Genomic DNA, 26,510 nt, shown 5'->3' with positions numbered 1-26,510 from the left:
CTCCGTCGATCCCCCGCCCCCCGCCGACGCGGCGGGCCAGCCGCACGGCTCGCGCCGCCGCCGCGAGCCCGCCGACCGCCGTCGCGAGCTGCTCGACGCCGCCGCGCAGCAGGCCGACGAGCACGGCCTGGACTCGCTCACGCCTGCGGCCGTCGCCGCGCGCGCGGGGGCGTCCAAGGCGCTCGTCTTCCACTACTTCGGGTCCACCGCGGGACTGCGCCGGGCCGTCGCGCTCGAGGCCGTGGCGGGGCTCGAGGCGGCGACCGTCGCACCGGACGATCGTCCCCTCGTGGAGCGCCCGGCGCTCGCCGTCGCGTCGTTCCTCGACGCGGTCGAGGCCCGGCGCCTCGTCTGGCAGGACCTCTGGCGGGGCGCTCTCGGCGAGGACGACGCGACGCAGGACGCGCTCGCGCGCGTCCGCGAGGGCCTCGTCGCCCGCCTCACCTCGACGGTCACCGCGACGACGGCCGGCCCGCCCCTGGACTCGCCGCGCCTGCGGCTCATCGCGGCGGGCTGGGTCGCGCTCGTCGAGAACGTCACCGCCGCGTGGCTCGGCGGCAGCGACCTGTCCCGCGCGGAGATCGAGCGGCTCGTCCTCGCGAGCACCGTCGTCCTCGTGCCCGAGCTCCCCGAGCCCGCGCGGGGTGCCGTCCTCGCCATCGCCCGGGCGAACTCGGGCGCGGCGGGCTAGCGTCGGGAGAGCGGCCGCCGAACACGGACACCCGGCGGCGCGGACGAGGTCGGGAGGCAGCGCATGCGCGTGGTGGTCGTCGGGGCGAGCGGGAACGTCGGCACGGCGGTGCTGCGCCGGCTCGCGGCCGAACCCGTCGTGACGTCCCTCGTGGCGGTCGCGCGACGCGTGCCGCGCGCCGACGGCTCCAGCACCGTGCGCGCCCCGCACGACGCGGCGACGTGGCGGTACGCGGACGTCGCGGCGCCCGACGCGGACGAGCGGCTCGACGCCGCGTTCGCCGGGGCGGACGTCGTCGTGCACCTCGCGTGGGCGATCCAGCCGAGCCACGACCGCAAGCGCCTGCGCCGCGTCAACGTCGAGGGCACGCGGCGCGTGGTCGAGGCCGCGCAGCGCGCCGGGGTCGCGCACCTCGTCGCCGCGTCGTCGGTCGGCGCCTACTCGCCCGCTCCGTACGCGGGCGACGCGCGCGACACGCCGGTCAACGAGGGCTGGCCCGTCGAGGGGGTCCCCGGCTCGTCGTACTCCGAGGACAAGGCGGCCGTGGAGTCGCTCCTCGACGACGTCGACCGCCACAGCGGGATCGTCGTCTCGCGCGTCCGCTCGGCGCTGGTGTTCCAGCGCGACGCCGCCTCCGAGATCACGCGGTACTTCCTCGGACCGATCGGCACGCGCGTGCTCCGCCGGGCGCCCCTGCCCACCGTCCCGCTGCCCGACGGCCTGCGGCTCCAGGTGGTGCACGCCGAGGACGTCGCCGAGGCGTACGCGCGCATCGTGGTGGGCCGCCACCCGGGGCCGTTCAACGTCGCCCACCCCACGGTGCTCACGCCGCAGGACGTGGCGGACGTCGTCGCGGACGGCTCGCTGCGCACCGTCCCCTACGGCACGGCGCGGACGGCGGTCGCGGCCGCGTGGCGGGCCCGCCTGGTGCCGGTCGGCGAGGGCTGGCTCGACATGGCGATGCGCGTCCCCGTGCTGGACACGAGCCTCGCCGGGGAGCTCCTGCGGTGGCACCCGGCCCACGGCGCGAAGGACACGCTCGCCGAGCTCGTCGACGGTATCCGCGACGGCGCCGGCACCTCGACCCCGCCGCTCCTCCCCCGCTGAGCTCACCCGGGCTGCGCCCCGGGCGTCGCCGAGCACGACCTGAGGGTCGCTATCCCACGGATAACGACCCTCATGTCGTGCTCGGCGCGCGGGTGTGCGTGCGTCAGCTCTCGAGCGCGGCGTCCAGCGTGATCGTCGGGACGCTCGCGAGCGCCTTCGACACGGGGCACGTCGCCTTGGCCGTCTCGGCCGCCTGCTGGAACCCGGCCTCGTCGATGCCCTCGACCTCGCCGCGGACCGTGAGCGCGATCGTCGGGATCTGGAAGCCGCCGGCCGGGTCCGGCGCGAGCGTGACCTCGGCGGTCACCTCGAGCGAGACGGGCGTGGCACCGGCCTCGGCGAGCACCGCCGAGAACTGCATGGCGTAGCAGGACGAGTGCGCCGCGGCGATGAGCTCCTCGGGGCTCGTGACGCCGCCCGCGTCGTCCGCGGCGCGGCGCGGGAACGAGACGTCGTACGTGCCGACCTTCGAGCTCGACAGCTCGACCTGGCCCTGACCGTCCTGCAGTCCACCGTTCCAGGCGGTACGAGCGATACGCGTGGGCATGCGAGATCTCCTTCGACGTCGGGGTGCCCGGGAGGGACCGGGCTCGTCCCGACCGTAACGCCCCGACGGCCCGCCTGCCCCCGAGCGCGGTGCACGTCACAGTGCCGCGAGATCGGCGGTCCCGGTCGAGATCGGCGGTCCCGGTCGAGATCGGCGGTCGCAGTCGCCGATCTCGACCGCAGGCGCCGAGGTGGCGGAGCGCTCGCACGAGCGCCGCCCGGGCTCTCGGCGCCGCGCCCGTAGAGTGTGCGCCCGTGAGCGTCGAGGAGATCCTGGGGTTCGTCACGGGCGCCGCGTGCGTGTGGCTCGCGGTGCGGCAGAACGTGTGGACGTTCCCCGTCGGGCTGGCCAACAACGTCGTGTTCCTCGTGCTGTTCACCGGTGCGGGCCTCTACGCGAACGCGGGGCTCCAGGTCGTGTACCTCGTGCTCGGCGCGCTCGGCTGGTACTGGTGGCTCCGGGGCGGCACCGACCGGGGACGGCTCGTCGTGCACCGCACGCCGCGCGCGGCGTGGGTGGTCGGGCTGGCCGCCGCCGCGGCGACCACGGCGGCGCTCGTCGCCGTCCTCACCACCTGGACCGACTCCGCGGTGCCGTTCTGGGACGCCCTCACGACGTCGTCGAGCCTGCTCGCGCAGACGATGCTCGGGCGCAAGTGGATCGGCAACTGGTGGGTGTGGATCGCCACGGACGTGGTGCTCGTCGGGCTCTACGCGAGCCAGGGCCTGTGGCTCACCGCCGCGCTCTACGTGGGGTTCGTCGCGCTGTGCGTGCAGGGCCTGCGCGAGTGGTCGGCGGCACGGCGCGACCCCGGCGCCGAGCCGGCCGCAGGCACCGCGGAGACCCGTGCCGTCGGCCCGGCCCCCGTGCCCGACGGCGCGGAGCAGGCCCGGTGACCCGGCTCGCCCACGGCCTCGTCATCGGCAAGTTCTACCCACCGCACGCCGGCCACGTGCACCTCGTCCGCACCGCGCTCGCGCGCTGCGAGCGCGTCACCGTCCAGGTGCTCGCCTCGACGAGCGAGTCGATCCCCGCCGCGCTGCGCGCCGAGTGGCTGCGGGCCGAGGTGCCCGGTGCGCGCGTCGTGCACGGCCTCGACGACGCCCCCGTCGACTACGCGGACCCGCACGCGTGGGACGAGCACGTCAAGGTCATGCGGTCGTTGCTCGACCCGGACGACCCTCCGGTCGACGCGGTGCTCACGTCCGACCGGTACGGCGTCGAGCTCGCGCGGCGGTTCGACGCGACGTGGGTCCAGGTCGACCCCGACCGCCGCCACCTGCCCGTGTCCGGCTCCGCGGTCCGCGCCGACCCCGCCGCGCACTGGTGGGCGCTGCCCGCCCCGGTCCGGTCCTGGTACGTGCGGCGCGTCGTCGTGCTGGGTGCCGAGTCCACGGGCTCGACGACCCTCGCGACCGACCTCGCCGCCCACCTCGGCCTCGATCCCGTGCTCGAGTTCGGGCGCGAGTGGTCCGAGGTCCGGCCCGGCGGCCTCGCCGCACCGTGGCACACCGCCGAGTTCGACCTCGTCGCGCGCGAGCAGGCCCGGCGCGAGGACGACGGCGCCGCCGTGTCGCCCGTGCCGCTCCTCGTGTGCGACACCGACGTGCTCGCCACGACCCTGTGGCACGAGCGCTACGTGGGGCACCGCTCCCCCACCGTCGAGGCGCTCGCCGCGGCCCGCCGCCCCGACCTCTACGTCCTCACCGGCGACGAGATCCCGTTCGTCCAGGACGGCCTGCGCGACGGCGAGCACGTGCGCCACGCGATGCAGGACCGGTTCCGCGAGGTCCTCGCCGCGACCGGACCGCGCCTGGCGGACCCGGCCGACGTCGTCCACCACCTCGGCCCCGCCGAGCTGCCGAGGCCGGACGGTGCCCGCCCCGGCGTCCCGTGGTTCGAGGTGCGCGGCGACCGGGCGAGCCGGCTCGACCAGGCGCTGGCCGCCGTCGGGCCGCTGCTCACCACCCCGCGCCACGTCGCCGACCCGCTCCCCCAGGCCGGCACCGACGCCTTCTGATCCTCGGCCCCGCCCCGGCGAGCCTCGCAGACCCGGCACGGACGTCCCCACGACCCGCGGACGACGGTGGCAGGATCGGCCCGTGACCGATCTCGAGCACGTGTCCTCCGCGCCGACCCGGCCGCAGCCCGCGGGGCAGGCCGCGCGCGACCCGTTCGCCCTGGGCGTCGACGACCTGTTCGGCACGCCCGTCGCCGAGGCGGGCCCCGACGGCGGCGCGGCCCCGAGCGGTCTGCCGCTCGACGAGAAGTTGCGCCAGGCGTACTTCTGGGTCGTCAACCACGCGATCATCAGCCCGCACTACGACGTCGAGTTCGCGGCGCCCGGCGCGCGGGAGACGAGCTTCCGCCTCGGCGACTCGAAGGCGCTGCTCACGCTGCCGAGCGACCAGTCGTACTCGAGCTTCGTGCTGCTGCCGCTCCTGACGTTCGCCGTGCGCGGGCGGTGCCTCATGATCGGCGGGCCGGGGCGCGGGAAGACCGCGAGCGCCGTGCTCATGGGAGTCCTGGCGGGCTACCCGGTGCGCGAGGTGCGCCGCGCGATGCAGCACGGGCACCCGCAGCTCACGGTGTCGGACCTGTTCGGCACCCCGCTGCCCAAGGACCTCGTGCAGGCGGACAGCCTCGCGGACGTGGACGTCGCGTGGCGCTCGTGGCTGGGCATGCGCGTGAAGATCGTCGACGAGTACAACCGCATCCCGACGCGCACGCAGTCGGCGCTGCTCACGGTGCTCGCGGACGGGTACGTCGAGGTCTACGACCAGGTGTACGAGACGGGCGACGCCGCCTGGTACCTCACGGCGAACGACGACGCGGGCGGCGGCACGTACCAGGTGGTGGACGCGCTGCGGGACCGCATCGACGTCGTCGTGCACGCGCTGCCGTTCAACAACCGCTTCCTCGGCGACCTCGTGGCCCGGGCGGAGCGGCGCGTGCGCCCGGAGGAGAACGTGCCGCCGGAGATCGTGTTCGACGCCGCCGAGCACGACGCGCTGCACGCCGCGATCCTCGCCGTGCCGTTCCCCGAGCCGGTGCGCCGTCGCCTCGAGTTCTTCGCGAGCCAGCTCGAGGTGCTGGAGCGCGCGGGCTGGCAGTTCGAGTACCGGACCAAGGACACGGCGCGGGTCGCGGGCGTGGACCCGCACCTCGTGGCGACGGCGGACACGGGCCGCGACCGCCTGGGCGACGTGGGCGCGCAGACGCTCAACGGCCTGTCGGTGCGCGCGCTCCAGTCGCTCGTCGCGTACGCGAAGGCGATGGCCTACTTCCGCGGGGACGCCGAGGTGGAGCTCGCGGACCTGCGCGCGGTGCTCCCGTTCGTCCTGCACGACAAGCTGCTCCCCGACCTGCAGTCGGCCCCGTTCGACGACCGCGAGCGGGAGCCGCTGCGCTCGGACCGCGTGTCCTGGATCCGCGACCTGTTCGACACGGCGTGCCGGCAGTACGACGCCGCGGGCCTCGACGACCAGGACGACGTGGGGGCGGTCCTCGCGGACGTCGCGGCCGGGTTCGAGGGGCTGCCCGAGGCGGACGTGCTGCGGCGGCTCGCCCGGATCGAGCAGGTCCTCGCGTCGTGGGAGAAGCACGCCAAGCTCCATGGCCACGTGTACGAGGACGCGCTCGCGCTCAAGTACGCCCACCAGCGGTACACGAACTACCTCGCGTGGCTGCGCTGGAGCGGCTCGTGACCGGGGTCGCCACCGGTCCCGCCCCGGGGCCGCGCGAGGTCGCGCCGACCGCGTTCTCGTCGCGCGCGCTGGCGGCGCGCGAGCGCTACGACGCGGCGCTGGCTCGCGCCCTCGCGCTCGGCGCGGACCGGGACGTGCTCGCCGAGGCGGTGCGCGAGGCGGCCGCCGCGGCGGACCCCCTCGCCGGCCCGCTCGGTGCCGACGCCTTCGCGGCGACGTGCGACGCGCTCCTCGACGCGGTCGCGCGGCTCGTGGCGGCGCGGCGCTGGCGCGTCGGCGGGCCGGAGCGGCACGCCGTCCTCGACCTGGTGCCGCGCCTGGGGCCGTGGCTCACGGCGGCGCCCGCGGTCACGGTCGCCGCCGTCGTCGACGGCGCGCGTGCCGTGGGCGGCGGACCGGGGTCGCGGGGGGACGTCGCCGGCTGGGCGGCGCGCGTCGCGGCCGCGGCCGAGGCGACGCCCGCCGCGGGGCCGGGTGCGCCGGTGGCCGGCACCGTCCAGGACGCGGTGCTCGTCGCCGCGTGGCGCAGCGGGCTCGTGCGCTACCGGGACGCGGCGCTCGACGCCGCGCGCTCGCTCCCGGCGCCGGTCGCGCGTGCGGCGCTCTCTCTCCCGGCGACCGGCGCGGGCACGCGGACCGGTCCCGCCGACCTGGGGGCCGCGCTCGACCGCCACGCCGCCGACCCGTGGTGGTGGCCCGCCTCCCCGCAGAGCGACGAGCCGGGCGGCACGGGGTGGGTCCACCTGCCGGGTGCTCCCGGACCCGCCCGGGTCCTGGGGCGGTTCGGCGGCTTCCGCGGGTTCGGCGGCCCGTGGCGGTCGCCCGCGCTGGTCGTCGGTGCCGACGCGCGCCACCCGGGCGTGCGCTGGGTGCTGCTCTCGACCGGCGACGGGCCGCGGGCCGGCGACGCCGCCGCGACCGACGACGAGACGGTCGAGTGGACGCTCGTCGCCGACGTCCACGGCGCGTTCGTCGCGCGCGCGCCGGGCGCCGGCGACCACGCGACGGGCACGGTCACCCCGCCGGGGCCCGACGCCGTCGACCAGGGCCTCCACGGGTCGGACCACGGTCCCGCCGGCATGCGTGCGACCGCACCGGCCCCCGACGACGTCCTGAGCGACGTGAGCGGCGCCGCGGTGGTCGAGACGCCGTCGGGCCGGCTCGCGCTGCTGAGCCGGACCGGCTCGTACGACGTCCTCCTCGTGCGGTGGCCCCGGTGAGCGCCGCGGCACCGGACCGCCCCGGCGCGCCGCCCGACCTCGGGGCGCTGCGCGAGCGGTGGCACGCCGCGTGGCCCGAGGCGCTCGCGGCCTGGGGGCGGTTCACGCGCCTCGGCGCCCCGACGCTGCACGGCCCCGGCACCGCCCCGGAAGGGGTCGGCTCGTTCGCGTGGTTCTCGACGACGCGCGTGAGCGTCCACGTGGACCTCGCCGAGGTCGTGGAGCTGGGCATCGAGGACCACGCGGTCGCGGTCCTCGCGCACGAGGTGGGGCACCACGTGCTCTCCCCCGGCGACCTCACGACGAGCGCCCTCCTCGTCGCTCGCACGCGCGCCGGGCTCGTGGACCAGGACCAGCTCGCGCCGCTCACCGCCAACCTGTGGAGCGACCTCCTCATCAACGACCGCCTCCAGCGCCGCGCCGGGATCGACCTCGCCGGGCTCTGGCGCGCGCTGGGGCCGGGGACGAGCACCGTCATGCAGACGGTGCTGCGCGCGGACGAGATCCTCTGGGGCCTGCCACGCGGCGACCTCACGTCGTCCGACGTCCCGGTGGCCGAGCGCGAGGCGACGCTCGTGGCGCGGCTCGTGCGCGCCTACGCGGACGACCCCGTCGGCGGCGCCGCGGGGTTCGCCGCGCTGCTGCGCACGCTCCTCGCGTCGGAGGCGGGGTCGCCGGCGACCGCGCAGGACCCGCGCCGCCGGGCACGACCCGAGCAGGGAGACCGCGAGGCCCGACGACGGCACCTCCGGCGTCGGCGGTCCACGCTGCCCCAGGTGGTCTGCGGCCAGGACGAGGTGGCCGGGGCGGTCCCGGGCGGGCTCGCGACCGACCCGCGCGCCGTCGAGCCCGTGCGCCACCCCGCGCTCGACCCGCGCGTCGTCGGGGACCTCGGGCTGGGCACGGACGACGACCCCCCGGCGCGACCGGACACCGCGCAGCAGGTCCCCGGGTCGGACGGCGAGGGCGCGCACGACGCGACCGGCCAGGCGCTCGCACCGGCGGACTACGACGCGACGCTCCGGCTGCTCGGGCTCACGACGGACGCCGCGGCGTCGGCCCGGCGCTGGTACCGCGAGCACGCCGCGCCCCTGCTCGTCCCGTTCCCCGTGCGCGAGCACGTGCGCTCCACCGAGCCGCTGCTCGGCGCGCACGAGCAGTGGGACGTGGGCGACGAGCTGAGCGAGGTGGACTGGACGGGCACGCTGCTGCGCTCGCCGGTCGTCGTACCGGGGTTCACGACCGTGCGCCGGTCGGTCGACGAGGACACGGGCGACGAGCCCGACCGCGTGCCCGTCGACCTCGACCTCTACCTCGACTCGTCCGGCTCCATGCCCGACCCGACGCGGCGGGTCGCGCCGATCGCGCTCGCCGGGGCCGTCCTCGCGCTCTCGGCCCTGCGCGCCGGCGCCCGCGTGCAGGCGACGACGTGGAGCGGGCCGCGACAGGTCGCCGGGACGGACGGGTTCGTGCGCGACGAGGACCGCGTGCTCGACGCGGTCGTCGCGCACTTCGGTGGCTCGACGTCGTTCCCGGTCCCGCTCCTGGAGCGCACGCACCTCGGCGACCCGGCGACCGGAGCCCCGCCGACCCGCACGCGCCCGTGCCACGTCGCCGTCATCTCCGACGACGGCGTCGTCTCGATGTTCGACGACGTCGTCCGGATCCGGTGGGGCGCTCGCCCCGACGCCGAGCTGGTCGCGCCGCACGAGGGCACCGCGGCGCGCGCCGTCGCGGCCGCCGGGGGCGGGGGCACGCTCGTGCTGGACGTCCCGGCGAAGGGCGCCGAGACGGTGCGGGAGTACGCGGTGGGCTACCGGGTCCACGCCGTGCAGACCCAGGAGGACCTCGTCGCGTTCGCCCGCGCCTTCGCGCGCGAGCTGTGGGGCGCCCCGGCGAGCACCTCGACGAGGAGCGCGACAGCGAGCAGCCGACCGGAAGGAGCCCGTCGTGGCCGATGACCTCACCCGCCCCACGGTCGAGGGCCCCGCGCTCGCCGACGTCGTGCACCGCCTGGCCGACACGCCCCCGGACGTGCTGGACCACCCCGTGGTCGTGGCCGCCGCGCTCGTCGGCGACACCGCGGACCTCCTCGCCGGCGGCGGCGCGGTCGGCGTGCTGCGCGGCCCGCAGCGCGCCGCCGTCGAGGCGCTGTGCACCCACGCCCCGTACGCGGCGCTCGCAGGGACGGTCTGCTGGCTCCTGCGCGACGAGCACCTGCTCGCCGCGCCCGCGTTCCGGGCCGCCGCGACGCCGGGCGCGCTCGTCCGGGTCGTCGAGCAGGCCGTGCCCGCCCTGGCGCTGCTGCGGACGCCGGACGACTGGCTGCACGCGCCCACGGCGCGCGAGGAGCTGGCCCGCGCCGTGCTGCGCGAGCTCGGGCTGCGGCCCGCGGGCGAGAGCCCCGAGGTGGCCCAGGACCGGTGGACCGCCGTGAGCACGGCGGAGCAGCGCCGGATCGCTCACGAGATGGCGCAGGAGGCGCGGCGGGCCGAGCAGCTCGCGCGCGAGCTCGCGGAGAAGCGCGCCAAGGAGGCCGCCGCGCAATACGCGAACTACTAGCGAGACTCGTGACGAGGACTCCATGACGACACCCGACGACGCCCCCGACCTCACGCTCGACGAGTACGCCCCCGGCGCGGCGGTCGCGCTCACCGACGCGGAGCGCTGGCCCACGCTCGACGACGCCGGCCGAGCCACGCTCGACGCCGTGCGGGGCCACCCCGCAGCCCCCGCCTGGGTCCACGTCACCGGCGACCGGCTGCGCCCCGACGACCTGCCCGTGCTCGACGAGGTCGCGGCGCGCCTCGCCGCGGGCCACCCCGACGCCCGTGCCGACACCCGCGCCGCGTACCGGGGCGCGCCGCCCGCCACCGCGGACGGGTCGCCGCTCGCACCGCCCGCGTGGGTGGGTGCCCTCATCGACCGGGCGCACGCCGTCGTGCCGCGGTACCGCCGGGCGCGCGACCGCGGCGAGAGCCGAGCCGGGTCACCGCTCACCGCGGTCCCGCCCGTCACGCGCGACGACCTGCGACACGACGTGGCGTCGTTCGTCCCGGTGGACGTGCCGCTCGGCCGCGTGCTCGAGGGCACGAGCTCCGGCAGCACGGGCGCGGCGGTCCGCGTGCCGCTGCACCCCGTCGCCGTCGCGGCGGACCTCGTGCTCCTGCAGCATCTCGTCGCGTCGGCGGGCGCCACGTGGGAGCCCGTCCCCGGCCGCCTCGGTCTGGTGAACCTGGTGGACCAGCGCGACGCCTTCACGTACGCGTCGGCGATGACCGGGTTCCGGCGCGACCCCGGCGTCGCCGCTCCGAGCATGGCGCGCGTGAACCTCGACCCCGGCGCCTGGAGACACCCTGACGACCGCGCGGCGTTCTTCGCGGCGCAGGACCCGCAGGTGGTGTCGAGCTCCCCGCTGCCGCTCCTCGCGCTCGCCCGCCTCGCGGAGGAGCAGGGCCTCGCCCTGCACCCGCTCGCGCTCGTCAGCGGGGCCGCGCACCTGTCCGACGTCGCCCGCGCGCGCCTGCGCGCGACGTGGGACGTCCCCGTCGTCGACCTCTACGGCCTGCGCGAGACGGGCGCGGTCGCGGCCCGCACCGACGCGGGCCCGTTCGTCGTCGTCGCGGGCCGGCGCGTCTGGGTCGAGGTCCTCGACGACGACGGGGCCCCGGTCCCCGACGGCGACCTCGGCGAGGTCGTCGTCACGGTCGACGAGAACCCGTACCTGCCGCTCCTGCGCTACCGCACCGGCGACCGCGCGCGGATCGTGCGGCGCGGGGAGCGGGTCGAGCTGCACGACCTCGAGGGCCGGTCCCCCGTGCGCTACCTGCGGCCCGACGGCGCGTGGGTGCCGTCCGTCGACGCCGCCCAGCACCTCCAGGCCCACGGCATGGCCGCGTGGCAGCTCCACCAGTCCGCCGACGGGAGCGTCGTGCTCGACGTCGTCCCCGACGTCCCGGGCGACGCCGGGGCGCGGGCCGCGCGGACTGCGGGCGACGCCGTCGGGCACCTGCTGGGTCGCCGTGTCACCGTGCGCGAGGTGAGCCCGGCCCGGCTCGGCGCCGGTCGCGCCCGCCGCTGGTCCAGCGACGTGCCCGGCGGTGCCGCGTGACGTCTCAGCCGAGCTGGCCCACGGGGCGGTAGACGACCGAGGACGCCTTGTTGTCGAACGTGCCCAGCGTCGCGCAGTGCGGCGTGCAGTTCTTCTTGGCACCCGCGTAGCTGTAGGAGTCGTAGAGGGTCACCCAGCAGCCCGCGTAGGTCGTCGCGGAGGTGACGACGTTGTTCATGAGCAGGTTCGCGAGGTTCGGGAAGCCGTAGGTCGAGCCGGTGTAGCACCCGTTGGTTCCCGACCCGTAGAGCACCTTGGACGCGCCCTTGTAGTTCGCGTCGCGCCACAGCACGCCCAGGACGAGCGAGCTGGCGGCAGCGGTGGTGGCCCGCTCCGTCCCGGCGAGGCGCTGCCCGGTCGGGGCGGACGACGCCGACGCGTTGAGCTCCGACACCAGTCCCTCCATCTCCGCCGCCGTCGCGTCGGCGAGCCGCGACGAGGCGACGTCACCGCCCGAGACGAACTCGAGCGCCTCCTCGAGCGAGCCGAAGCACACCTCGGGCGCGGGCGGGAGCGTGTCGGGGTCCTGGCCGGGCAGCAGCGGCTGCGCCTCGACCGCACAGCTCGCGCCGGTCGAGACCTGCGCGTCGGCGGCGGGGTCGGCACCGCGGTCCCAGGTCACGACCCGCAGGTCCGGCTCCGACGCGAGGGCGGGCGCCGCGGCGGCAGCGCTGAGGACAAGTCCGGCGACGAGCGCGGCGGACAGGACGCGGAGCGAGGATCTGGTCATGGTTTCTCCTTCTGCGTGGGCCACGCCCCCGGGTTCGCACCCCGTGGACCTGCCGCGGGAAGGGGACTCCCACAGGACGGCCACGTCCTGTGACCCCGCCCGCATCGTAGAGCGTGCGGTGCCCGTTGTCTCCGGCTCGTCGCCGGCCTCCGCACCCGCCGCTGGGCAGGTCGGGCGCTCGTTCGTTACCGTGCTCGGGTGGCCTCCGTCCCACCCGGGCGAGACCGCTGGGAAGGACCCATCCACGAACCCTTCGCCGAACCGGCCCTGCCGGGGAGATGAGTGTCGATGAAGCACCGTTCTCTACCCGTGTCGCTGACCGCTGCCGCCGCGAGCCTCGCCGTCGTCGCCGCGGCCGCCGCACCTGCTGTCGCGGACCCGCCGCCCGACCCCGGGGACACCCTCGGTGTGCAGTCGGGCTCGTCCCTCGCCCCGACCGACAAGGTCGCCCCGTCGCTCGCCACCGCGCGCGGCACGGTGACGGCGTTCGTCGAGCTCGACGCGCCGTCGGCGGTCGACCTCACGGCGCAGGGCGCGTCGCCGGACGAGGTCGAGGCCAACGCGCAGGAGGTCGCAGCGCTCGCGGACGACGTCGTCCCGCAGCAGGCGACCGCCCGTAGCGCCGGCGCACGCGACCCGCAGCAGGTGTCGGTGACCAGCACGCTCGTCGCGGGCGTCGTCGTCACGGGCGACGCGGCCCGGGTGCGCGACCTCGCGCGCGACGCCTCGGTCGTCACGGTCTACCGGATCATCCCCAAGAAGCCCGCGAACAAGGGCACGGACGTGTTCACGCGGGCGCTCGAGACGTGGCAGAGCACCGGCCTCACCGGCGAGGGCGTGCGCATCGGCATCATCGACACGGGCATCGACTACACGCACAAGGCGTTCGGCGGCCCCGGCACCCAGGAGGCGTTCGACGAGGCCTACGGCGACCGCGGCGCCGGCCCGGTCCCCGACGGGACGTTCGACGAGCTGAAGTTCCTCGGCGGGCACGACTTCGCGGGCTACGACTACGACGCGAGCGGCACCGTCCCCGGCACGACGCTCGTGCCGACGCCCGACGAGAACCCGATCGACTCGCTCGACTCGGTCGGCTCGGGCCACGGCTCGCACGTGGCCGGCACGACGGCGGCGTACGGCGTCACCGCGGACGGCGAGACGTTCGACGGCGACTACTCCACGCTGACCGACATCTCCGACTGGCAGGTCGGCCCGGGCTCGGCGCCCGAGGCGGGCCTGTACGCGCTCAAGGTGTTCGGCGACCTCGGCGGCTCGACGGGCGTCGTCGTCGACGCGCTCGAGTGGGCGGCCGACCCGAACGGCGACGGCGACCTGTCCGACCGCCTCGACATCGTCAACCTCTCCCTGGGCTCCGACGGCTCGCCCGCGGACGACCCGGAGAACCTCTTCATCGACCAGCTCTCGCGCCTGGGCACGCTGTCCGTCATCGCGTCGGGCAACGCGGGCGACGTGACCGACGTCGGCGGCTCGCCCGGCAACGCGCGCACCGCCCTCACGGTCGCGAACTCCGTCGGCGACACCCAGACGTTCGACGCGGTGCGCGTCGACGCGCCCGAGTCGCTCGCGGGCGAGTACCCCGCCCAGAACTCCCAGGACTACGCGGGCGGCGCGGACGTGACCGCCCCGGTCGCGTTCGTCGCGGACGACTTCTCCGGGTGCCAGGCGTTCACGCCCGAGCAGGCGGCGGCCGTCGCGGGCAAGATCGCGTTCCTCTACTGGGACGACAACGACGCGACGCGCGCGTGCGGCAGCGCCGCGCGGTTCAACAACGCGCAGGCCGCGGGCGCGGTCGGCGTGCTGCTGTCGTCCGAGCTCCCGTCGTTCGTCGCCGGCATCGCGGGCAACGCGGGCATCCCCGGCGCCCAGCTCACGGCCGCGAGCCACGACGCGCTGCGCCCGGCGATCGAGGCCGGCGAGGTCACGATGACCATCGGCCCGTCGTTCGCGCTGTCGTCGTTCGTCTCGATCCCGGAGATCGGCGACACGCTCAACAGCGGGTCGTCGCGCGGCGTGCACGGCTCGCTCGGCATCGCCAAGCCCGACGTCGCGGCCCCCGGCACGGGGATCGCGTCCGTCGCCTCCGGTCACCTGGACGGCGCGAGCATCAAGTCCGGCACCTCCATGGCCACCCCGCACGTCGCGGGCATCGCGGCGCTCGTCAAGGAGGCCCACCCGGGCTGGGCGCCGGCCGAGGTCAAGGCGTCGGTCATGAACACCGCGACGCACGACGTCTTCACCGGGCCGTCGGGCACGGGCACCGCCTACGGCCCCGAGCGCGTGGGATCCGGGCGCGTCGACGCCGTCGACGCGGTCGGGAACACGACGCTCGCCTACGCGTCGCAGGACTCCGACCAGGTGTCCGTGGCGTTCGGCGTCGTGCCGGTCGGCAAGGACACCGTGACCGTGCGCAAGACCGTGACCGTGCAGAACACGGGCGACGCCCCGAAGACGTACGCGACGAGCTTCGCGCAGTCGAGCACCGCGGGCGGCGCGACCGTGTCCGTCGCCCCGGCGTCGGTCACCGTCCCCGCGGGTCAGCGCACGGTCGTCACCGTGACGCTCACCGCGGACCCGGCGACGCTCGCCAAGGAGCTCGACCCGACGTCGTCGGACGACTCCGGCCTCGGCGTGCCGCGCGACTTCGTGTCCTCGGTCAGCGGCCGCGTCGTCCTCACCCCGACGGACGGCGGCACCGCGCTGCGCGTCCCGGTCCAGGCGTCGCCCAAGCTCGTGAGCGACCTCTCCGGCAAGCCCGTCGCGTTCCCGGGCTCGGCGACCACCGCCGACCTCGACCTCGACGGCCGCGGCGTGGCCTCGGGCGGCTGGTACTCGCTCGTCGCGCCGTTCGAGCTCAAGACGACGAGCCCGCGCCTCGAGGCGGACGCGGCGGTCGGCGCCTCGGCGTCGGCCATCGCGGCGGCCGACGTGCGCGCGGTCGGCTTCACGTCGACGGCGCCGCAGGTCGCGGCGGACGGTGGCGACCCCGCCGACGGCGTCATCGGCATCGGCGTCGCGGTCGACGGGCAGTGGGCGAGCCTCGGCTCCGTCTCGATCCCGGCGGTCGAGGTGGACGTCGACTCCGACGGCACGGCCGACTTCGAGGTCGCGGCGATGAAGCTGAACTCCGAGACGGATCTCACGGTCGCGGCGACGTTCACGCTCAAGGACTGGACCGACCCGGACGGGAAGGCCTGGAAGGCCGGCGCCAACATCGACGTCCAGCCGATCAACTCCGTGTGGGGGAACGTCGACACCTCGGTGTTCGACAACAACGTCGTGGTCATCCCCGTCGGCATCGGGTCGCTCGGCATCGAGGAGGGCGACGTGCCGACCTTCCAGGTCCTCACGTACTCGCCGTACTCGCAGGCCGCCGACCAGCTCGTCGACGCGACCAAGACGTTCACGGGCGACCCGTACGACCCGGCCTACTGGTTCGACGGCGGCGACCAGCTCCTGTTCGTCGGGGCCGACGACACGTCGATCCCGGTGCACCGTTCGGAGGCCGCGGCCGAGGCAGGCAGCGGCAAGCTCCTGCTGCTGCACCTGCACAACGCGACGCCGACCAAGCGCTGGCAGACCGTGGACGTCACGACGTCCGCCGTCGTCGACGCGACGGTCACCGCCGAGGCGCGCTGCCTCGGCGGCAAGGCGCACGTCGCGGTCCGCGTGCTCAACGAGTCGGGCGCGACGGCCGACGTCGTGGTGACCACGCCGTACGGCGAGAAGACGTTCCCGAACGTCAAGGACGGCAAGAACGCCTACCAGTCGTTCTCGTCGCGCGCGGCGTCGTTCGACGCCGGGTCCGTGACCGCGACCCTCACCGCCGAGGTCGACGGCGAGGAGGTCACGACGACCTACGACGCCGACTACGAGGCGCTGAGCTGCTCGTAGTCGTCAGAAATCGTACGCGGCCGTCAGCAGCAGTCGCACGCACGACGGCGAGGGCCGCCATCCGAGACCGGGTGGCGGCCCTCGCCGCGTCAGGGCGCGAGACGACGCGTGCCGGGGCGCACCATCGCCGTGCGGTCGGGCGTCTGGAAGCCGAACTTCACGTAGAGCCCGTGGGCGTCGTCGGTGAACAACGTCCAGCGGAACCGCGCCCCGGGGCCGTCGTCGATCATCGTGCGCACCAGGAGCGTGCCGACACCGCGACCGCGCGACGCCGGGTCGACGACCACGTCCGCGAGGTAGGCGTCGTTCACGCCGTCGGACACGGCTCGCGCGAACCCGAGCTGGCGACCGGTCGCTCCGTCGTAGACGCCGACGACCCGCCAGGCGCCGTCGATCTGCCGCTCCACGTCGGCGCGTTCCCGCCAGCGGTGCCAGTAGACCTCGGTCGAGAGCATGCGCCAGATCCAGTCGCGGTCCAGGTGGCTTGGGTCGTCGTCGGTGGTCAGCGGCATCGGGCCATGATGCCCGGCTCCGCGCCGCGGGCGCAGCCGCGTCTCCCCGGGCGGCACGTCCGCTCCGGCGGCTACGCTCGCGGCGTGAGCGACTTCCCCACCCCTGACACGTTCTTCGCCCTGCGCCCCGGCCCCGCCGCGGGGACGGGGCCCGCCGGAGGCCCCGGCCTGCGCCTCGCCGTGCACGACCTGGGCGAGCTCGTCCTGCCCAGCGGCCGGCTCGAGGCGTCCGACCCGTTCACGCTGCTCGGCGAGGGTCTCGTCGTGCAGGTCGAGCCGGGCCGGTACCCCGTGCGCGTGACCGTCGCCGACGTCTCGGACGAGCAGGACGGCTCCCACCTGCGCGAGGCGTACCTGAGCGTCGTCCTCGCCGAGGGCGAGGTGGCGGCCGTCGAGCCGGTCGTCCCCGAGGGCGCCGACGGGCCTCCCGAGGCCGGGGCCGCCTACGGCGTGCCCGTGGACGCCGGCACGGTCGCGTTCGCGGACGCGGACGCCGTCGCGCGGCTCATGCCCGACGGCGACTGGTACGACGAGGTGTTCGACGACGGCACGGACACGAGCTGGTTCGCGCTCACCGACTCACCCGACCACCTGCGCGAGGGGTCGGCGAACATCCTGCTCCCGGGTGCCCAGGAGGGCGAGAACGTCGTGCTCTCGCACTCCGGCTGGGGCGACGGCTTCTACCCGCTCGTGCGCACCGTCGCGGCCGACGGCACGGTGCTCGGCCTGCACCTCGACCTCCTCGTCGCCCTCCCGGACGACGACGAGGACTGACGGCCGCGCCGAGCCCGGGACCGCTCCTCAGCGGCGGCCGTCGCTGAGGAGAGGTCCCGGGCTCGGCGTCGTGGCCGGGGGACGGCAGGCTCGCGGGCTGCGGGTCAGACGCGGACGCCGAGGCCCTGGAGCTCGAGCACCAGGCCCTTGATCGCCGCCGCCGGGACCTGCCCGCTCCCGCTCTCCACGACCCCTGCGACCGACGCCGGGACCTCGGCGTCGGAGCACAGCACGAGCGGGGTGTCGGCCGAGGAGTCGGGCAGGCGGCCGTGGGAGCCCTTCACGTACGACGCGTCGAGCGGGACGGTGCTCATGGCGTACCGCAGGCCGACCTTCTTCTTGACGAGGTTGAGGCCGGCCTTCGCCTTGGCGAGCTTGTCCGCCGGGTCGAAGAACAGCTCGGCGGGGTCGTAGCCGGGCTTGCGGTGGATGTCGACGCCGCGCGCGTACTCCGGCGCCCGCGCGTCGTCGAGCCAGAAGTAGTACGTGAACCAGGCCCCCGGCTCAGCGACGACGACGAGGTCGCCGGAGCGCTCGTGGTCGAGGCCGTACCGAGCCTGCGCCTCGCGGTCGAGCACCTCGTCGACCCCGGGGATCCCCCGCAGCAGGTCGGTGACGCGCCGCTGGAGCGCGGGGTCGTGCTGGTCTCCCAGGTAGACGTGCGCGACCTGGTGGTCCGCGACCGCGAACGCGCGCGACGTCCACGGGTCGAGCTGCTCCTTGCCGTCCTGCACGTAGACCTCGAGCAGGCCCTCGCGGCGCAGGATGCGGTTGAGGTGCACCGGCCGGTCGGCGTCCGCGATGCCGTACTCGGAGACCACGAGGACGGTCACGCCCTGGTTCGCGGCGTCGTCGAGCAGCGGGGCGAGGGTCGCGTCGAGCTCGGCCGCGGCGGCGTCGGCCTGCGGCGACGTCGGTCCGAACCGCTGGAGGTCGTAGTCGAGGTGCGGGACGTACGCCATCGTGAGGTCCGGGGCGTGCGTGCGCAGCACGTGCCGCGTCGCGTCGACGATCCACCGCGAGGACGAGATGTCCGCCGTCGGGCCCCAGTACGTGAACAGGGGGAACTCGCCGAACCGGCCCACGAGGTCGTCGTGCAGCGCCGGAGGGCGCACGTACGCGTCGGGGGACTTGCGGCCGTCGGCGTGGTAGATCGGGCGCGGCGTGACGGTGACGTCCGTCGACATGCCCATCGCGTACCACCAGCAGACGTTCGCCGACGAGTACTCGCGGCGCGCCCGACGCGCGGCCTCCCACAGCTTCTCGCCCTCGACGAGCCGGGCGTGCTGCCGCCACAGGTACACGTCGCCGAGCTCGCGGAAGTACCAGCCGTTCCCGACGATCCCGTGCTGCGAAGGGCTGAGCCCCGTCGTCATCGTGGCCTGGACGCTGCACGTCACCGCGGGCAGGACCGTCGCGAGCTCGGACTGCCAGCCGCTCGCGGCGAGCTGGCGCAGTCGCGGCATGTGCGCGAGCGCGGTCGAGGTGAGCCCGACGACGTCGAGCAGCAGCACGGGCTTCATGCGGTCCTCCTGGTGGTGAGGTCGGTGTCGGCGGTGAGGTGGGTGGTGGCCCAGCGGAGCTCGGCCGCGATGCCGGCGACGAGCGAGTCGGTCGCCGCACCCTCCGGGAGCACCGACCACGTGTACGTCTCGACGTCGAGGTGCGCCTCGTCGCCGTGCGGGGCCGCCCGCACGGCGTCGACGGCGTCGCGCAGGACGTCGGTCGTCGCGGCGAGCGGGGCGGCGGGCTCGTGGTGCAGCGGCACGTGGAAGTGCACGCGCCACGGCCCCTCCCCCGGCAGCGCGTGCCCGACGGCGTCCCCCGCGTCAGGCGCGGACGCCTCGCCCAGGGCGTCGGGCAGGTCGTCGGCGGCGAGGACGTCGCCCGCCGCCGTGAGCTCGCGCACCTGGTGGATGTAGCGCTTCTCGGCGAACGCGCCGACGGCCGCGCGCGCGGCCGGGTCGGACGGGTCGTCGACGTGCAACGCCGCCGACGCCTGCACCTTGACCACGCGCAGCCCGGCGTCCGTGATGCGGCGCACCGTGGCGGCCGTCCCCGCGCGCCGGTCCGCGAAGGACACCGCGAGGTGGCACGTGTCGAGGCACACCCCGACGTGCTCGGGGTCGATCCGCTCCTCCCCGGCGCCCGCCGCGATCCCGCCGCCCTCGGTGCGCGCCGCGAGCCAGGCCACGACGTCGTCCACCGTGTCCAGCACGCAGCCGGGCTCCGGCTCGACCGCGACGCGCACGACCTTCCCTGTGCGCTGGCGCAGGTCGCGCAACCCCGCGCCCAGGGCGACGAACGCGCGGGTCGCCGCGTCGTCGTCGGCCGCGGACCACGGCTCGCGCCACGCGAGCGGGAGGGTCGAGATCGAGCCCGCCGCGCCGTCGGGCAGGAGGTCGGCCAGGACCTCGGCGCACTCGAGCGTGTACGCGAGCCGCTCGGGCTGCGCCCACGTGGGCGTGTAGACGTCGAGCTTGACGACGTCCGCGTGGAACCCGCCGTACGGGAACGCGTTGAGCGTGTGGACCTGAAGACCCTGCTCGTCGAGGACGGCGCGCAGCCACGCCCGGTCGGCCGGCGACGCGGCGAGCCGGTGCGCGAGCGTCGCGGGCATCCAGAGCCCGACCCCGAGGACGTCGAGCCCCGCGGCCGCGCGGACCGGGCCTGCGTAGGTCACGAGCTGCTCGACGACCCCGTCGAGGTCCTCGGCGGGGTGGACGTTGGTGCAGTACGACAACAGCACGGTGGTGCCGCCCTACGCCCGCACGCCGCGCAGCACGGACGAGCCCTCGAACTCGACGCCGGGCGTCGGGAGGTCGCCCTCGACGAAGCCCGGCACCGGGTCGAGCACGAGGTTGCCGGACTGCCCGTAGAACTCGACGGGGTTGCGCCACAACACCTTGTCGACGTCGTCCTCGGTGAACCCGGCGGCGAGCATCGCGCGGCCGGTCTTGAGCGTCTTGAGCGGGTCGGACCGCCCCCAGTCCGCCGCGGAGTTGACGATCATCCGGTCGGTGCCGTGCTCCTGGAGGATCGCGACCATGCGGTCCTCGTCCATCTTGGTGTCCGGGTAGATCGAGAACCCGGCCCACGCGCCGGCGTCGAGCACGAGCGCCACGTTCGTCTCGTTGAGGTGGTCGACGAGCACGTGCTCGGATGGCACCCCGGACTCGCGCACGACGTCGAGCGTGCGGCGCGTGCCCGCGAGCTTGTCGCGGTGCGGGGTGTGCACGAGGACCGGCAGCTCGACGTCGCGCGCCATCTGGAGCTGGCGGGAGAACACCTCGTCCTCCTCGGGCGTCATCGAGTCGTACCCGACCTCGCCGACGGCCACGACGCCGTCCTTGAGCAGGTAGCGCGGGATCTCGTCGAGCACCTCGCGGCAGCGCGCGTCGTTCGCCTCCTTGGGGTTGAGGGCGATCGTCGCGTGGTGGCGGATGCCGAACTGCGCGGCCCGGAACCGCTCCCAGCCCAGGAGCGCGTCGAAGTAGTCGAGGAACGACCCCACGTTCGTGCGCGGCTGACCGAGCCAGAACGCCGGCTCCACGAGCGCGCGCACGCCGGCCGCGTACAGGGCCTCGTAGTCGTCCGTCGTGCGGCTGGTCATGTGGATGTGGGGGTCGAAGATGCGCATCAGGCGGTCCTCCCGGTGGTGACGTCAGGGGCGAGGCGGGCGACGTCGTCGGGCACGACGCGGCCCGCGGCGCGGCGCTCGGCGGCGAAGTCGCGCGCCATGCGCGCGAGCTCGTCGTCCGCGCGGTCGTCGAGGCCGGCGACGGCGTCGAGGCTCACGCCCATGAACACGAGCTTGAGCACGGCGTGCCGCCACGCGTGCGGGTCGAGGTGCGCGGCCGCGAACGGCCCGACCGCCGCGGCGACGAGGCTCTGGTCGTTGGTGCGCAGCGCGTCGGCGGCGAGGTCGCGCCCGACGGCGACGACCGAGGCCGCGGAGTCGCCCGCGAGCGCCCCGCGCTCGGTGAGCGCGTCGAGCCCGCGCAGGACGCCGCGCCGCTCGGCGGTGTCGCCGTGCTGGTACAGGTCGGCGAGACGCGCGGCGAGCGCGGCGTCGGCGTCCGACCCGCGGCGTCCGACGGCCTCGGCGAGGGCGACCACGAGCGCGGCGCGCGCGCCGTCGTCGACGGTGCCGTGGACGATCCCGGCGGGGTCGGTCTCGGGACGGACCGGTGTGCGGCCGACCTTGCGCCCGGCGAGCGCGAACGCGCGGGACACGGCCGCGGGGTCCTGCTCGACGGCGGCGCGCGCCTCGGCGAGCCAGCGCTCGCCCTCGGTGGTCGCGCCGTCCTGGGCCGCGGGGGCGGCGGGGGCTGGCTCGGTCATGGCACCTCCTGGGGGTGGTCGGAGACGGGTGGTTCCTGGTCGGGCGCGGGCGCCACGGAGCGTCGGTCCCAGGCCTGCTCCAGCGCTGTCATGCTGCGGTGCGCGAGGCCGGGGGCGTCGTACGAGTGGCGGGGCAGCTCGACCGCGGCGACGCCGGTGTACCCGACGTCGGCGAGGGTCGCGAGCACGAGCGGCAGGTCGATCTCGCCCTCGCCGAACGGGCGGTGCTCGTGGTGCGTGCGCGGCATGTCGTCGAGCTGCACGTTCGCGAGGTACGGCGCGGCAGCGCGCAGCGCGCCCACGACGCCGTCGGGCTCCACGACGAGGCAGTGGCCCACGTCGACGGTCACGCCGAGGTCCGCCAGGTCGCCCGCGTCGCCGCCGAGCTCGTCGCGCAGCCGCAGCGCGTCGCCGACGGTCTCGACGAGCATCCCCGGCTCGGGCTCGAGCGAGAGCCGCACGCCGTGGTCGCGGGCGTGCTCGACGAGCCCGGGCAGACGGTCGCGCAGGAGCGACCAGCCCTCGGCCGGGGACGCGCCGTCGGGCAGGACGCCCGAGAAGAAGGACACGCACTCCGCGTCGAGCGCGGCCGCGATCTCGACCGCCCGCCGCAGGAAGCGCAGCCGGGCGCCGGCCTCGGCGTCCACGAGCGTGGGCCGGTGCTTGCGGTACGGGTCGAGCAGGAACCGCGTGCCCGTCTCGACGACGACGCGCATCCCCGCGCCGCCGTGCAGCGTGGCGAGGCGGCCGCGCAGCGCGTCGACCTCCGCGTGCCACCCGTCCGCGAACGGGTCCAGGTGCGGGAACCCGAGCGTGAGCGCGACGGCGCCGTAGCCCTCGTGGTCGAGCACGTCGAGCGCGACGTCGAGCGGGTGGTCCGTGAAGCCGTTGGTGCCGTACCCGAGCGTGAAGGGCATCCCCTGCCGGGTCTCGTGCGCGCTCACGTCTCGCTCATCTCGGCGCGCCCGCGGCCGGCCCGGCGCAGGAGCCGGCCCGCGACCTCGACCCCCGCGAGCACGCCCACCGACGCGAGGCTCCCGCCGCGCGCCGCCCACGCGGCCTGGAGCGGGAGCATCGCGCGGATCCCGGCCTTCGTCGCCGCGAAGGCGTTGCCCGCGGACGGCGTGATCGCGGCGTCCACCTGACGAGGCAGCGCTGTCGCGAGGTACGCACCCGCCGCGACGACCCCGGCGACCGCGGTCGCCACGCGGGTCGCGCGGCCCGGGCCGGCGCCACGACCGCGGCGCAGCGCCCCGACGCCGACGACCGCCCCGCCCACCGCGGTGGCGGCCGCCACGCCGGCGGCGAGGGACGACGTCGTGCCGTGCACCTCGCCGCGCGACACGAACGTCACGCCCGCGGTGTGCACCGCCATCCCCGCCGCGGCGGGCAGCGCGGCGCGCAGGTGCCCGACGCCGGCGCCCAGCAGGACGTCGAGCCCGCGGCACGCGGCCATGACGACGGGGCCGACGGCGTGCTCCTTGGCGACCGTGTCGTACGTCCAGACGCTCGCGGCGAGCGGCACGGCGACGGCGAGCGCCCGCGCTCCCCCGCCCGCGGCGGCAAGGCCGACGCCCGCGGCCGTGAGCCCCACCGCCACCCGGAGCGCGCGGCCCTCGGAGATGCGACCGGACGGGATCGGCCGCTCGGGCCGCTCGACCGCGTCGAGGTCGCGGTCGGCGTAGTCGTTGAGCGCCATGCCGCCCGCGTAGAGGCACGCGGACGCGAGCGGGAGCAGCGCGCGGCGCGGCGTGACCGCGTGACCGGCGGCGGCAGCGCCCGCGAGGGTGTCACCGACCACCGAGAGGACCGCGGGGGCGCGGACGAGGTCCAGGTGGTCGTGGAGGGAGCCGGTCACGGCCGGTCGGCCGGTGCGGCACCGACGCGGGCCGCCGCCTCGCGGACCCAGTCCGCGAGCGCCACGGTCTGCGCCGCGAAGTCGTGCACGTCGCTCCCCCACGGGTCCTTGAAGAAGAACCCGAGCTCGGGGACCGGGCCCCCGTACCCGGCGGCGTCGGCGAGCGCGAGCAGGCGCGCGAGGTCGAGCACGAGCGGCGCCGCGAGCATCGAGTCGTAGGCCGACCACGTGGTCTGGAGCGTGAGGCGGGAGCCGAGGAAGCCCTCGACGTGCACGTGGTCCCACGCGACCTTGATGTCGCCGAGGTCCGGCACGTTGTCGATGTGCAGCGGGGTGACCTGGCTGCCCGTGAGGTCCTGGAGGCCGCGGGACTTGGACGCGAGCTTGCTCTGCACGGCCTCCGGGTCGGCGAGGGTCGCGCCGTCGCCGCCGCCGAGCAGGTTGGCCCCGGCCCAGGACAGGACGCGCAGGCCGCGCGCCGCGAAGGCGGGCGCGAGGATCGTGCGCAGCCACGTCTGGCCGGTCTTGCCGTCCTGGCCCGCGACGGGGACGCCGCGCTCGGCGGCGATCTCGAGGAGCACCGGCAGGTGCATGCTCGCCGACGGCGTGAACTCCGCGAAGGGCGCGCCCGCGAGCAGGGCGGCGTACGCGGTCACGGAGCTCGGCGGGAGCACGGCGCGCTCCGGGTCCGCGAGCGCGGCGCGCAGGAGCTCCCGGTCGGAGAGCTCGGGGCCGGGCTCGGGCAGGGGCTCGGTCGACACGAGGTCGACGACGACGACGCGCGCGAGCCCGTGCCGCTCGCGGAAGTCGACGATGTCCGCGGCCAGACGCTCCGCCGCGGCCTGCTGGGACTCGCGCGGCGACCCCTCGGCGGGGTGGGCGGTGTAGCCGGGCCGGACCTCGGCGTCGGCCCGCTCCAGCGCGGCGTGCGCGGCGGTCAGCAGGCGCGGGGCGATCATCCCGGCCTCGACGAGCTGCTCGGCGTGCTTGACCATCGAGACGTCGGAGATGTCGTGGCCACCCACGACGAGGTCGCCGAACGCCGGGAGCGGGGCCGACGCGAAGGGCTCGGAGACCGTGACGCACCCCGTCGGCGCGGCACGCCCGTCCGCGATGGCGGCGAGGCCGAGGGTCGCGGTGGTCGCGACGGAGCCGCGGGCGCCGACGAGCCAGAGCCCCGTGCGCGCGTCCGGTGCCGGGCGGTCTGACGAGCCGTCAGAAGCGAAGTGGTGCATCGTTGCTCCCGTTCCCGTCGGCGGGCGCCGGAGCGCCGCCGAGCACGACGACGATGGCCTCCCTGCCATCGTCGGACCGCACGCCCGGACGAGGGCGTGTGAACGCTCTCCGACCCGGTGGGCGCCCGGTCTGCTGCGACCCTAGTCACACTTTTGTCGATGGTCAATCAAAAGCGTGGCCACTTTCGCGAGGCAGAACGCTTGCAGCGTGCAAAAGCGTACGACAAACACGACCGGGCGGTCGCCATCGCGCGGACGGCGACCGCCCGGCCGCTTCGGTGGACCCGGTCAGCCGGCGGGCGCGAAGTCGAGCTGGTCGTCGACGACGGCCACGACCGACCACACGTTCCCGTCGGCGTCGGACAGCTCGTACGCGGGCAGGAGCACCGCCGCGCCGTCGGGCTGGTACTGCACCGCGAGGCCGAGGCGCGCGTCCGTGATCGTCACGTCCGTGACCGGCCACGCGAACCGGGCGCCCTCGCCGACCGTCGGCGGCACGGTCGGCGCCTCCGGCTCGGCGGGCGCGGTCTCCGGCACGAGCTCGGCGGCGGCTCCCTCCCGCGCCAGGGCGATCATCCCGCCCCCGCCGAACCGCGGGTCGCCCAGGCGGTCCACCGCCTCGGCGGGGCTCACGACGTCGTAGGAGCCGATCGCGACGCGCGGAGCGAGGCCCCCGTACAGCGACGCGAGGCCGGCACCGGAGTACGTGGCGCTCCACTGCGTCCCGGTGCGCTGCCCCTCGACCACCTCGTACGCGGTCACGGTCGTCGCCCGCGGCGCGCCCTGGTCGGCCGGCTGCTCGTCCGCCACGACCTCGTACGCGGCGGGGTCCAGGCCGAGGGACCCGAGCACGTCGCGGAGCGCGTCGACGGCGTCCGCGCCGCTCGGGGGCGCGCCGTCGTCGGACTCCTCGCACGCCCCCGGCTCGGCGTCGGAGCTCCCCGAGCCCTCGTCGCCCTCGGCCGGCATCGGCGACACGACGACGCAGCCCCACGGGTCCTTCGTCGGGTCGTTGAAGCTCACGCTCGCGAGCCCGTCGGCCTGGAGCGAGACCGTCGGCCCCGTCCAGTCGGTCGACCCCACGACGTACGACCCGTAGTCCTCGCGCACCTCGCCCGGGACCCCGAGCACGTCCGCGACGCGGCGCGCCGTCTCCTGCGAGTACACGCCCGCGGCGTCGTACGCCCACGCGTCGGCGCCGGCGCCCTGCGTGGAGAGCCCGTCCTGGTGGAACACCGTGCGCCCGCCCCAGAGCCCGGGGTACGCCATGTCCGCCGTCGCGCGCGACCCGGCGGCGAGACTCTCGGGGGCGACCGCCCCGCCGGCCGCGTCTCCCGCGGCGGGCGCGTCGGCCGCACCGAGCTGGATGGGCGCGAGCGCGGTGGACTCGACGGCCGAGTCCCCCGCCGACGAGGCCCCGACCGCCCCCGCACCGAGCGCGTAGCCGCCCGCCCCGACGACGAGCACGCCGGCCACGGCCGCGGCGACCTGGAGCGGGGCCCGTCGGCGCAGGCGGCGGGCGCGGCGCTCGGCGAGCTCGTCGACGAGCGTCGCCGTCGCACCCGCGGGCCCGGAGATCGGGTCGCTGTCAGGCGCACCGGCCGTCGCCCCGCCGGCGAACGCCTCGGGGACGCGGTCGCGGACCGCGGCCTCCAGGGCGCCGGTGTCCGGCGCGGCGCCGGCCGCCGGGTCGGCGGCGCGGAGGCGCTCGAGGTCGGCGTCGTCGGGCTGGTCGGGGGTGTGGCTGGTCATGTCGCCCTCC

22 protein-coding genes are annotated in these 26,510 nt (G+C 76.1%); 11 read left to right on the top strand and 11 right to left on the bottom strand.

The features are described from left to right. Together A0J59_RS14055 and A0J59_RS14050 are read left to right on the top strand one after the other, a co-directional pair. The coding region (locus A0J59_RS14055) for a TetR/AcrR family transcriptional regulator (protein ID WP_064316526.1) at positions 1–691 on the top strand (691 nt) is incomplete at its 5' end. A 63-nt stretch (positions 692–754) separates the two neighbouring features. Then, positions 755–1,798: an NAD-dependent epimerase/dehydratase family protein gene (locus A0J59_RS14050; RefSeq protein ID WP_053371728.1), complete on the top strand. Its 1,044-nt coding sequence runs from the start codon at positions 755–757 to the stop codon at positions 1,796–1,798. Positions 1,799–1,901: 103 nt separating this feature from the next. On the opposite strand, the gene A0J59_RS14045 is transcribed toward A0J59_RS14050, so the two are convergent. Then, a complete protein-coding gene (locus tag A0J59_RS14045; RefSeq protein WP_064316525.1) occupies positions 1,902–2,345 on the bottom strand; it encodes an OsmC family peroxiredoxin in 444 nt (147 codons plus the stop codon). A gap of 254 nt (positions 2,346–2,599) precedes the next feature. Here A0J59_RS14045 and pnuC point away from each other — a divergent pair, with 254 nt between their 5' ends. The 7 genes from pnuC to A0J59_RS14010 all read left to right on the top strand — a co-directional run bounded on the left by pnuC (position 2,600) and on the right by A0J59_RS14010 (position 11,383). Continuing rightward, on the top strand, positions 2,600–3,241 hold the full coding sequence (gene pnuC, locus A0J59_RS14040; protein ID WP_064316524.1) for a nicotinamide riboside transporter PnuC: 642 nt from the start codon (positions 2,600–2,602) through the stop codon (positions 3,239–3,241). Beyond that, positions 3,238–4,365, top strand: a complete 1,128-nt coding sequence (locus A0J59_RS14035) for an AAA family ATPase (RefSeq protein ID WP_064316523.1) — start codon at positions 3,238–3,240, stop codon at positions 4,363–4,365. Before pnuC ends, A0J59_RS14035 begins: the two co-directional genes overlap by 4 nt. An 82-nt stretch (positions 4,366–4,447) precedes the next feature. Further along, positions 4,448–6,052: a MoxR family ATPase gene (locus A0J59_RS14030; RefSeq protein ID WP_064316522.1), complete on the top strand. Its 1,605-nt coding sequence runs from the start codon at positions 4,448–4,450 to the stop codon at positions 6,050–6,052. Further along, entirely contained in the window at positions 6,028–7,272 is a 1,245-nt protein-coding gene (locus A0J59_RS14025) for a hypothetical protein (protein WP_064316521.1), read from the top strand. Before A0J59_RS14030 ends, A0J59_RS14025 begins: the two co-directional genes overlap by 25 nt. Continuing rightward, on the top strand, positions 7,269–9,233 hold the full coding sequence (locus A0J59_RS14020; protein WP_156533051.1) for a hypothetical protein: 1,965 nt from the start codon (positions 7,269–7,271) through the stop codon (positions 9,231–9,233). The genes A0J59_RS14025 and A0J59_RS14020 overlap by 4 nt, the downstream gene beginning before the upstream one ends. Next, positions 9,223–9,834, top strand: a complete 612-nt coding sequence (locus tag A0J59_RS14015) for a hypothetical protein (RefSeq protein WP_053371735.1) — start codon at positions 9,223–9,225, stop codon at positions 9,832–9,834. The genes A0J59_RS14020 and A0J59_RS14015 overlap by 11 nt, the downstream gene beginning before the upstream one ends. Before the next feature lie 22 nt (positions 9,835–9,856). Next, positions 9,857–11,383, top strand: a complete 1,527-nt coding sequence (locus A0J59_RS14010; RefSeq protein WP_064316519.1) for an AMP-binding protein — start codon at positions 9,857–9,859, stop codon at positions 11,381–11,383. Between the two features lie 4 nt (positions 11,384–11,387). On the opposite strand, the gene A0J59_RS14005 is transcribed toward A0J59_RS14010, so the two are convergent. Further along, complete coding sequence (locus A0J59_RS14005) at positions 11,388–12,113, bottom strand: hypothetical protein (protein ID WP_064316518.1); 726 nt, start codon at positions 12,111–12,113, stop codon at positions 11,388–11,390. A 288-nt stretch (positions 12,114–12,401) separates the two neighbouring features. Between A0J59_RS14005 and A0J59_RS14000 the strand changes: the two genes are divergently transcribed. Then, positions 12,402–16,025 carry a S8 family serine peptidase gene (locus tag A0J59_RS14000; protein ID WP_156533049.1) on the top strand — a complete coding sequence of 1,208 codons (3,624 nt, stop codon included), beginning with the start codon at positions 12,402–12,404 and terminating at the stop codon, positions 16,023–16,025. A gap of 89 nt (positions 16,026–16,114) precedes the next feature. Here the strand turns inward: A0J59_RS14000 and A0J59_RS13995 are convergent, their stop codons facing one another. Then, entirely contained in the window at positions 16,115–16,537 is a 423-nt protein-coding gene (locus A0J59_RS13995; RefSeq protein WP_064316516.1) for a GNAT family N-acetyltransferase, read from the bottom strand. An 84-nt stretch (positions 16,538–16,621) separates the two neighbouring features. On the opposite strand from A0J59_RS13995, the gene A0J59_RS13990 reads away from it, so the two are divergent. Then, positions 16,622–17,311: a DUF4241 domain-containing protein gene (locus A0J59_RS13990; RefSeq protein ID WP_172820065.1), complete on the top strand. Its 690-nt coding sequence runs from the start codon at positions 16,622–16,624 to the stop codon at positions 17,309–17,311. Positions 17,312–17,415: 104 nt separating this feature from the next. On the opposite strand, the gene A0J59_RS13985 is transcribed toward A0J59_RS13990, so the two are convergent. From A0J59_RS13985 to A0J59_RS13950, 8 genes are all read right to left on the bottom strand, one after another. Beyond that, entirely contained in the window at positions 17,416–18,834 is a 1,419-nt protein-coding gene (locus A0J59_RS13985; protein ID WP_053371740.1) for an alkaline phosphatase family protein, read from the bottom strand. Further along, on the bottom strand, positions 18,831–20,060 hold the full coding sequence (gene eboE / locus A0J59_RS13980) for a metabolite traffic protein EboE (RefSeq protein ID WP_220084486.1): 1,230 nt from the start codon (positions 20,058–20,060) through the stop codon (positions 18,831–18,833). The genes A0J59_RS13985 and eboE overlap by 4 nt, the downstream gene beginning before the upstream one ends. Positions 20,061–20,072: 12 nt before the next feature. Continuing rightward, the gene (locus A0J59_RS13975; RefSeq protein ID WP_053371741.1) at positions 20,073–20,951 is read right to left on the bottom strand and encodes a TatD family hydrolase; all 879 of its coding nucleotides are present in this window, start codon (positions 20,949–20,951) and stop codon (positions 20,073–20,075) included. Further along, positions 20,951–21,655, bottom strand: coding sequence for an EboA domain-containing protein (locus A0J59_RS13970; protein WP_064316514.1), 705 nt, complete (start codon positions 21,653–21,655; stop codon positions 20,951–20,953). The genes A0J59_RS13975 and A0J59_RS13970 overlap by 1 nt, the downstream gene beginning before the upstream one ends. Further along, positions 21,652–22,599, bottom strand: coding sequence for a sugar phosphate isomerase/epimerase (locus A0J59_RS13965; protein ID WP_064316513.1), 948 nt, complete (start codon positions 22,597–22,599; stop codon positions 21,652–21,654). Before A0J59_RS13965 ends, A0J59_RS13970 begins: the two co-directional genes overlap by 4 nt. Further along, on the bottom strand, positions 22,596–23,513 hold the full coding sequence (locus A0J59_RS13960) for an SCO3242 family prenyltransferase (protein ID WP_064316512.1): 918 nt from the start codon (positions 23,511–23,513) through the stop codon (positions 22,596–22,598). Before A0J59_RS13960 ends, A0J59_RS13965 begins: the two co-directional genes overlap by 4 nt. Further along, a complete protein-coding gene (locus tag A0J59_RS13955; protein ID WP_053371744.1) occupies positions 23,510–24,748 on the bottom strand; it encodes an inositol-3-phosphate synthase in 1,239 nt (412 codons plus the stop codon). Before A0J59_RS13955 ends, A0J59_RS13960 begins: the two co-directional genes overlap by 4 nt. A gap of 288 nt (positions 24,749–25,036) precedes the next feature. Further along, complete coding sequence (locus A0J59_RS13950; RefSeq protein WP_064316511.1) at positions 25,037–26,500, bottom strand: hypothetical protein; 1,464 nt, start codon at positions 26,498–26,500, stop codon at positions 25,037–25,039. Between the last annotated feature and the right edge of the window lie 10 nt (positions 26,501–26,510).

The sequence above is a fragment of the Cellulosimicrobium sp. I38E genome, assembly GCF_001647255.1.
Lineage (GTDB): Bacteria > Actinomycetota > Actinomycetes > Actinomycetales > Cellulomonadaceae > Cellulosimicrobium > Cellulosimicrobium cellulans_E.
This window is presented reverse-complemented; position numbering and strand designations above follow the sequence as displayed.

Coding starts and splice junctions, on each gene's coding strand:
- A0J59_RS13970 (WP_064316514.1), bottom strand. CDS start 21,655: ATGACCGAGCCAGCCCCCGCCGCCCCCGCGGCCCAGGACGGCGCGACC.
- A0J59_RS13985 (WP_053371740.1), bottom strand. CDS start 18,834: ATGAAGCCCGTGCTGCTGCTCGACGTCGTCGGGCTCACCTCGACCGCG.
- A0J59_RS14045 (WP_064316525.1), bottom strand. CDS start 2,345: ATGCCCACGCGTATCGCTCGTACCGCCTGGAACGGTGGACTGCAGGAC.
- A0J59_RS13975 (WP_053371741.1), bottom strand. CDS start 20,951: ATGCGCATCTTCGACCCCCACATCCACATGACCAGCCGCACGACGGAC.
- A0J59_RS14005 (WP_064316518.1), bottom strand. CDS start 12,113: ATGACCAGATCCTCGCTCCGCGTCCTGTCCGCCGCGCTCGTCGCCGGA.
- A0J59_RS13950 (WP_064316511.1), bottom strand. CDS start 26,500: ATGACCAGCCACACCCCCGACCAGCCCGACGACGCCGACCTCGAGCGC.
- A0J59_RS13955 (WP_053371744.1), bottom strand. CDS start 24,748: ATGCACCACTTCGCTTCTGACGGCTCGTCAGACCGCCCGGCACCGGAC.
- A0J59_RS14000 (WP_156533049.1), top strand. CDS start 12,402: ATGAAGCACCGTTCTCTACCCGTGTCGCTGACCGCTGCCGCCGCGAGC.
- A0J59_RS14010 (WP_064316519.1), top strand. CDS start 9,857: ATGACGACACCCGACGACGCCCCCGACCTCACGCTCGACGAGTACGCC.
- A0J59_RS13995 (WP_064316516.1), bottom strand. CDS start 16,537: ATGCCGCTGACCACCGACGACGACCCAAGCCACCTGGACCGCGACTGG.
- A0J59_RS14050 (WP_053371728.1), top strand. CDS start 755: ATGCGCGTGGTGGTCGTCGGGGCGAGCGGGAACGTCGGCACGGCGGTG.